The sequence below is a fragment of the Nitratidesulfovibrio sp. D1 genome (genome assembly GCF_051133415.1).
Taxonomy (GTDB): domain Bacteria; phylum Desulfobacterota; class Desulfovibrionia; order Desulfovibrionales; family Desulfovibrionaceae; genus Cupidesulfovibrio.
The window spans coordinates 510015-518109 of sequence record NZ_JBPGNZ010000005.1 but is presented as its reverse complement, the minus strand read 5'-3'; the positions used below and the strand labels follow the sequence as shown (position 1 = coordinate 518109).

Genomic DNA, 8095 nt, shown 5'->3' with positions numbered 1-8095 from the left:
CCCCCCCCCCCCCCCCCCCCCCCCCCCCCCCCCCCCCCCCCCCCCCCCCCCCCCCCCCCCCCCCCCCCCCCCCCCCCGTTATCTTTCCTAATCTTTCGGAAACGCCAGGGGCAGCAGGTCGTCGATGTGGGCCACGGGGTGGACCTGGATGCGGCGCAGCAGGTCGGCGGGGATGTCTTCGAGATCCTTGACGTTCTGGCGCGGGATAATCACGTGCTGCATGCCGCGCGCCACCCCGGCGAGGATCTTTTCCTTGATGCCGCCCACGGGCAGCACACGTCCGCGCAGGGTGATCTCGCCGGTCATGCACAGGTCGCTGCGCACGGGGGTGCCGGTAAGGGCGGAGAGCAGCGCGGTGACCATGGTCACCCCGGCGGAGGGGCCGTCCTTGGGGGTGGCCCCTGCGGGCACGTGGATGTGCAGGTCGAGCTTTTCCGAGAAGTCCGGCTCTATGCCCAGGCGTTCGGCCCGGCTGCGCGCGTAGGAGATGGCGGCCTGCGCACTTTCCTTCATCACGTCGCCGAGCTGGCCGGTCATGGTCACGCCGCCCTTGCCCTTCATGGGGGTGACCTCCACGTGCAGCACTTCGCCGCCGTAGGGGGTCCAGGCCAGGCCCAGGGCCACGCCGGGCAGCAGTTCGGCTTCCTTTTCCTCGTCGATGAAGCGGGGTGCGCCCAGGAACTTTTCCAGCATGCGCGGGGTGATGCGGAAGGGACCCTTTTCGCCCTCGGCCTTGCGGCGGGCCACCTTGCGGCACAGCGAGCCGATCTCGCGTTCCAGGTTCCGCAGCCCGGCCTCGCGGGTATAGCCGGTGATGATGCGCTCGACGAGCGCGTCGGGAACGGTGACCTCGCGCGGGGACAGGCCGTTTTCCTTGGCCTGGCGCGGTAGCAGGTAGCGGCGGGCGATGGCCAGCTTTTCCTGCATGGTGTAGCCGGGGATGGAGATGACCTCCATGCGGTCGCGCAGGGCGGGGGGGATGGTGTCCAGCTGGTTGGCGGTGCAGATGAACATGACCTTGGACAGGTCGAAGGGCACGTTCAGGTAGTGGTCGCTGAACGACCAGTTCTGTTCCGGGTCCAGCACTTCGAGCAGCGCCGACGACGGGTCGCCCCGGAAGTCGGAGCCGATCTTGTCGATTTCATCCAGCATCAGCACGGGATTGCGCGTGGCCAGTTGCTTCAGGCTCTGCACGATGCGCCCCGGCATGGCCCCGATGTAGGTGCGCCGGTGGCCGCGGATTTCCGCCTCGTCGCGCATACCGCCCAGCGAGATGCGCTGGAACTTGCGGCCCATGGCCCGGGCAATGGACCGGCCCAGCGAGGTCTTGCCCACGCCGGGAGGCCCCGCGAAGCACAGGATGGGCCCCTTGGACTTGGGGTTCAGCTTGCGCACGCTGAGGTATTCCAGGATGCGGTCCTTGACCTTGGCGAGGCCGTGATGGTCCTCGTCCAGGATCACCTTGGCCTTGTTGATGTCCAGCCGGTCGCGCGAAAGCTTGGCCCACGGCAGTTCCGCCAGCCATTCCAGGTAGGTGCGCACCACGGTGGCCTCGGACGAGTCGGGGTGCATGGAGGCCAGGCGGCGCAACTGCTTGTCCGCCTCCTTGCGCACCTCGCGGGGCAGCCCGGCGCGCTCCAGGGAGCGGGTCAGGTCCTCCAGTTCCTCGTCCTCGTTGCCCGATTCGCCAAGCTCGCGGCGGATGGCCTTCATCTGCTCGCGCAGGAAATAGTCCTTCTGGGCCTTGTCCATGCCCTCGCGCGCCATGCTCTGGATCTTGGCCTGCATGGACGCCACTTCCACTTCCTTGACCAGTTGTTCGTTGACCAGGCGCAGCCGGGCGTCGGGGTCGGTGCATTCCAGGATGGCCTGCGCGTCGGACACCTTCATGCGCAGGTTGGCGGCGATGAGGTCGGCCAGGCGGCCGGGGTCGTCCACGGAATTGAGCACGGCCATGATGTCCGAGGTGGCTATGCCGCGCAGTGAGAGGATCTTTTCGCTCTGCTCGCGGGCGGCGCGCATCATGGCTTCCTGCTCCACGGTGGGCGGGCCCAGTTCCGGCTCGGGCAGGGTTTCCACGCGGGCGGTGAGGTAGCCGTCGCCCACGCCGAAGGATTCCACCCGCGCGCGGCTGATGCCCTGCACCAGCACCTTCAGCCGGTTGTCGGGCATCTTCAGCATGCGCATGATCATCACCACCGTGCCGGTGGCGTGCAGGTCTTCGGGCGCGGGGTCGTCCACCGACTCGTCGCGCTGGGTGCAGATCATCAGGTAGCGGCTGCCGTTGAGGGCGGCGTCCACGGCCTGCACCGATTTTTCGCGGCCCACGAACAGGGGCAGGATCATGTAGTTGAACACCACCACGTCGCGCACGGGCAGCACGGGCAGTTCGTCGGGCAGCACGGGCAGTTCCGGCCCGTCCGCGTGGCTGGAGCCGTCGGAGGCGCCGGACGGTTCGGACGCATCGGCGGACTCCGGGGCGTCGTCGAAATCCGGGGCGCGGGCATCGTCCCCGGCGCGGGGCGGAGCGGACGCGGCCGCTTCCCTGTCGGCGTCGTCGGCGGCGGTTCCGGCAGGGGCGTCGGTTTCCCGTGTCCCGGCCTTGGGCTTCTTGGGGGTGTCGTCGTCGTATATGTCGTCGGTCATGCGGGGTGCTCCTCGCGTGTCAGAATCGGATATGGAAATCGTGCGGGGCGGCGTCCTGCCCATCCGGTGCGCCGGGTGCATCGGGAGACGCATGCTCCTCCACGCCGGTGACCCTGGCGAACATGGGGCCCTGCCACAGGGCGTCGCGCAGGGCGTCCATGCGCTCGTCCGGCCCCTGGGCCTCCAGTTCCACGCTGCCGTCGGGCAGGTTGCGCACCCACCCGGACAGGCCCAGGGCGCGGGCGGTGCGGCCGGTCCAGGAGCGGAAGCCCACCCCCTGCACCCTGCCGGTGACCCTGAATCGGCTGCGCGCCATGTGCGTCCGCTCCCGTCAGATCAGGCCGTCGTCCTTGAGGCTGTAGCACGCGTCGTCGGTGACGATGACGTGGTCCAGCAGACGCAGGCCGATGGCTTTGGCCGAAAGTTCCAGTTGCCGGGTGATCTCGATGTCTCCCGCCGACGGCGACGGATTGCCGCCGGGGTGGTTGTGCACCAGGATGATCGAGGCCGCCTTGTGCCGCAGGGCCAGTTCCAGGATTTCGCGCGGGTACACGGCCGATGCGTTCACCGTGCCGCGCGACGCCCTTTCCCAGGCCATCAGGCGGTTCTGGGTGTCCAGCAGGGCCACCCAGACCTCCTCGTGCGGCGATGCGGCCAGGCGCACCCGGGCCATTTCCGCCACCGCCTGCGGGCTGCCCAGCACTTCGCGTTCGCGGGCCGGGGTTTCCACGTAGCGGGCCATCACCTCGCGCAGCAGGGACCAGAAATCGAGCATGGCCGGGCCGAAGCCCTTCACCGCCATCAGTTCCGAGGGCCGGGCGTCCAGCACGCCGCGCAGGCTGCCGAAGCGGGCCAGCAGTTCCTTGGCCAGCGGCTTGGTGTCGCGGCGCAGCAGCACGTGGCCCAGCAGCAGTTCCAGCACTTCGTAGTCGGGCAGGGCGGCAGGGTCGTTGCGCAGCCTGGCCCGCACCCGCTCGCGGTGGCCGTGGTAATGGGGACCAGTGGTCATAATAAGCAGTCGTGCGGGGCGTGCAAGCCCGTTGTACGGGTGCGGCCCGTGGCTGCGGGAGTGGCCGGATGCTGCGGTGCCGGGGCCATGGTCAGTTCCTGTGCCCGCCCGGCGCGTACGCCGGGGGACGGGGCCTGCCGGGCTGGTGTACGCCGGGTCGGGCGGCCCCCTGCGCGGCGCGGCGGCTGCGGGCGAACAGGGTGAACAGCCCGGCCACCAGCATTTCCATGGCTTGCTCGGGCGAACGCTCGCCGCTCTTGATGCCCATTTCCGCCTCCAGCGCCAGGTCCCATATCCGGGCCAGACCGGCGTGGCCCAACTGGCGCGCCAGTTGCTGCTTGGGCGGCAGCACGGAAGGGGGCAGGCGCACCGGCTCTCCGGCCAGCAGTTGCCACAGGATGCGCGTTTCGCGCAGCAGCATGCCCAGGAAGGGGAAGAGCATGGAATCGCCCCCCAGGCGGTCGCGCAGCACTTGGCGCCACACGGTCATGGGGGCGTTGCCCGCCTGCAGGGCTCGCATGAAGGAAAAGATGTCGATGTCCGCCGTGTGGTCCACCAGCGCGGCCATGGCGGCGGTCACCTCGCCGTCGCCCGCGGCCAGCGAGAGCTTTTCCAGTTCGGTGGCGATGGCCGTGGCGTCGGGCGGCAGGGCGGCGCATACCGCCTCCAGCGCGCCGGGCGCGAAGCGGAGCCCTTGCGAGGCCGCATGCTGGCGCACGAAGGTGGCCACGCCCCGCTCGTCGAGGCCCGGCGAGCGCCAGATCCATTTCTTCGACTCCGCGAAGTCCAGGCAGCGCAGCTTGGCGATGTGCGCGGGCACCTTGGGCTGGCCCTTGTCGAAACCCACCTCCAGGCACAGGAAGGGCCACGCCAGTGGGTTGGGGCGGGCCAGGGCGGCGGAGATGCGCTTCCACGTCTCGGCGGGCAGGTTCTGGGCGTTGCGCACCACCAGCGCGCGCGGGGTGGCGAACAACCCTTGCAGGGTCAGGTGTTCCCAGAAGGCGGGGGGCAATGGCTCGTCGCCCCAGAAGGCCTGGCGGTCCCATTCCGGCGCGGCGGCCGGGGCCAGCCCCATGGAACCGGCGCCGGCCTCGGCCGCCACGGGCGGATGCACGGCCAGCAGCGCGTCGATGCGGTCGCGGGTCAGGCGGGCGTCGGGGCAGATGCAGATGGTGAAGCCGGGTCGGGTCATGCAGTCACCGTGGGGTTGCGGGAGGGCGGCAATGAGAAGGCCCGAAGGGAGCGCCTCCCCTCGGGCCGTTTATATCCGGGCCTTGGCCTGCGGTCTAGAAGCGCTGGCGCATCCTGTCCACCAGCCGCCGCACCAGTTCGGCGCCCACCTTTGCGGCGGCGTCGCGCTCGTTGTAGGTGTCGTACGAGTCGGAATAGCCGACGATCCTCGATTCCCAGACCACGGCGTTGGTGGCGCCGTCGTACACGGTGGCCTCGGCGGACATGGAGGCCGTGTACAACTGGGTCTTGTCGTCGGAGTCGCGCACGTCGCCGCGCAGGCGGAAATGGCGCACCCGCAGCTTGATCTCATAGTCCGCGCGGCCGTCGTCCTTCCATACCGCCAACTGGCGCGCCCCGATCTCGTCGCGCAGGGCGGAACGCAGCATGTACGGCAGCCACGGGTACATGGTGGGGTTGTCCACGGCCTTGACCTTGAGGGTCTTGCTGCCGTCGCCGAAGATGCCGGTTTCCTCGCTGGTCAGGTTGTACCCCGCGCAGCTGGTCAGCGACACGAGCAGCGCGACGGCCACAAGGGACGCCAGGGCGCACGGCACGCGCCGCGCGATGCGGGACAGGGAGCCCCCGTTCCGGAGGGACGCGGCGGCCATGGCTAGCCGACCACCACGTTGACGAGCTTGCCGGGAATGACGACGACCTTGCGCACGGTGACACTCTCCAGGTGGCGGGCCACGTTGGGTTCCGACAGGGCGGCGGCCTCGATGGCCTTGGCGTCCGCCCCGGCGGGCACGCTGACGCGGCCGCGCAGCTTGCCGTTGATCTGGACCACGATGGTTTCCTCGTCACGGGCCAGGGCTTCCTCGCTCCACTGCGGCCACGGCTCGTCGGTGACGCGCCCGGTGTGGCCCACGGCCGCCCAGAGTTCCTCGGCGATGTGCGGGGTGATGGGCGAGAGCAGCGTGAGCACTGTGGCCACGGCGCTGGACAGCACCCTGCGGCCGCCCTCGTCGCCGGACAGTTCGTCCTTGGCGAGGTACAGCGCGTTGACCAGTTCCATCACCGCCGCGATGGCCGTGTTAAACTGGAACCTGTCGCTGATGTCCGCCCCGGCCTTGCGCACCGTGGCGTGTTCCTTGTTACGCAGGTCTTTGCCTTGGGGCGTGGCCGCGTCGGCCGCCGTGGCTGAGCATGCCTTCACCGGCAGGAGCAGGCCGGAGAGCTCCTCGGCCAGGCGCCAGATGCGCCCGATGAACCGGTAGGAACCCTCGATGCCGGTGTCGCTCCAATCGAAGTCGCGTTCCGGCGGCGCGGCGAACAGGCAGAACAGGCGCACCGTGTCCGCCCCGTAGCGGGCGATCATCTCGGTGGGGTCCACCACGTTGCCCTTGGACTTGGACATCTTGGCCCCTTCCTTCAGCACCATGCCCTGGGTGAGCAGGTTGGCGAAGGGTTCGTCCAGATCCATGTAGCCGCAGTCGCGCAGGGCCTTCACGAAGAAGCGCGAGTAAAGCAGGTGCAGGATGGCGTGCTCCACGCCGCCGATGTACTGGTCCACGGGCATCCAGTACTTCAGCGCGGCGGGGTCGAACGCGCCGTCGTCCTTGCGGGCGCTGGTGTAGCGCGCGAAATACCACGAGGACTCCACGAAGGTGTCCATGGTGTCCGTCTCGCGGCGGGCCTTGCCGCCGCACTTGGGGCAGGCGCAGTCCGCGAATTCGGGGGTGTCGGGCAGGGGCGAGCGGCCGTCCTCGTGGGTGCGCACTTCCAGCGGCAGCAGCACGGGCAGGTTCTCGTCCTTTTCGGCCACCACGCCGCAGGCGTCGCAGTAGACGATGGGGATGGGCGCGCCCCAGTACCGCTGGCGCGAGATGTTCCAGTCGCGCAGGCGGTAGTTGACGGTGCGGCGGCCCTTGCCAGACGATTCCAGCGAATCGGCGATCTTCTGCTTGGCGGCCTCGTTGGGCAGGCCGTCGAACTCGCCGGAATTGACCAGCACGCCCGCCTCGGTCCAGGCGGCCTGCATGGCGGCGGTGTCCAGCGCGTCGCCTTCCGGCTGGATGACCACCTGCATGGGCAGGCCATACTTGCGGGCGAACTCGAAGTCGCGCTGGTCGTGCGCGGGCACGGCCATGACCGCGCCGGTGCCGTATTCGGCCAGCACGAAGTTGGCCACCCAGATGGGCATGCGGCGGCCGGTGAAGGGGTTCACGCAGTAGGCGCCGGTGAACACGCCCTCCTTCTCGAGGTCGTCCGACTGGCGCACGATGCGGTCCATGTTGCGGATGCGCTCGACGAAGGCGCGCACCGCCGGGGCCTCGGGCTTGTCCCCTTCCGGTCCGCTGATGAGTTGCTCCACCAGCGGATGCTCGGGGGCGAGGCTCATGAAGGTCGCGCCGAACACGGTGTCCTGCCGGGTGGTGAACACGGTGATGGAGGCGTCAGCCCCCTCCAGAGGGAACGCGATCTCCGCGCCGATGGACTTGCCGATCCAGTTGCGCTGCATGCTCACCACGCGCTCGGGCCAGCCCGCCTCCAGCTTGTCGAGGTCGGCCAGCAGTTCTTCGGCGTAGTCGGTGATGCGCAGGAACCACTGGGTCAGGTTCTTCTGCTCCACGGCGGAATCGCAGCGCCAGCACAGCCCTTCGATGACCTGCTCGTTGGCGAGCACGGTGTGGCACTTGGGGCACCAGTTCTGCGGGGCCTGCTTGCGGTACACCAGGCCCTTCTCGAAGAAGCGCAGGAAGAACTGCTGCTCCCAGCGGTAGTATTCGGGCGTGCAGGTGGCGAGTTCGCGCCGCCAGTCGTACGAGTAGCCCAGGCGGCGCAGCTGGCTGCGCATGTTGTCGATGTTGGAAAAGGTCCACTTGGCGGGATGCGTGCCGTGCTTGATGGCGGCGTTTTCCGCCGGCAGCCCGAAGGCGTCCCAGCCCATGGGGTGCAGCACGTTGAAGCCCTGCATGCGCTTGAAGCGGGCCACCACGTCGCCGATGGAATAGTTGCGCACGTGCCCCATGTGGATGTTGCCCGAAGGGTAGGGGAACATCTCCAGCACGTAGTACTTGGGCTTGTCGGAGTGGTGGTCGCAGTGGAAGGCGCCGCTTTCTTCCCAGATGCGCTGCCATTTGGTTTCGATGGACTGGGGATCGTATTTCATGCCGCGTTCGGGTTTCATGCCGCGATGGTCCTTGTGGACTTATCCGTGTGGACTGGTCCGTGTGGGCTTTTCCGGGGCCGCCTGCCGTGCCGCCG

At 68.9% G+C, this 8095-nt stretch carries 6 protein-coding genes; all 6 read right to left on the bottom strand.

The features are described from left to right. Positions 1-87 precede the first annotated feature (87 nt). On the bottom strand, positions 88-2646 hold the full coding sequence (gene lon / locus ACR4XJ_RS13010) for an endopeptidase La (RefSeq protein WP_434755587.1): 2559 nt from the start codon (positions 2644-2646) through the stop codon (positions 88-90). Between the two features lie 19 nt (positions 2647-2665). Continuing rightward, a complete protein-coding gene (locus ACR4XJ_RS13005; RefSeq protein WP_434755586.1) occupies positions 2666-2962 on the bottom strand; it encodes an acylphosphatase in 297 nt (98 codons plus the stop codon). Between the two features lie 15 nt (positions 2963-2977). Beyond that, a complete protein-coding gene (gene radC / locus ACR4XJ_RS13000; protein WP_434755585.1) occupies positions 2978-3655 on the bottom strand; it encodes a RadC family protein in 678 nt (225 codons plus the stop codon). A 91-nt stretch (positions 3656-3746) separates the two neighbouring features. Beyond that, entirely contained in the window at positions 3747-4847 is a 1101-nt protein-coding gene (locus tag ACR4XJ_RS12995; RefSeq protein ID WP_434755584.1) for a DNA polymerase III subunit delta, read from the bottom strand. A gap of 94 nt (positions 4848-4941) precedes the next feature. Then, a complete protein-coding gene (lptE, locus tag ACR4XJ_RS12990) occupies positions 4942-5496 on the bottom strand; it encodes an LPS assembly lipoprotein LptE (RefSeq protein ID WP_434755583.1) in 555 nt (184 codons plus the stop codon). Positions 5497-5498: 2 nt separating this feature from the next. Further along, positions 5499-8000: a leucine--tRNA ligase gene (gene leuS, locus ACR4XJ_RS12985; protein WP_434755600.1), complete on the bottom strand. Its 2502-nt coding sequence runs from the start codon at positions 7998-8000 to the stop codon at positions 5499-5501. Positions 8001-8095: the final 95 nt, after the last annotated feature.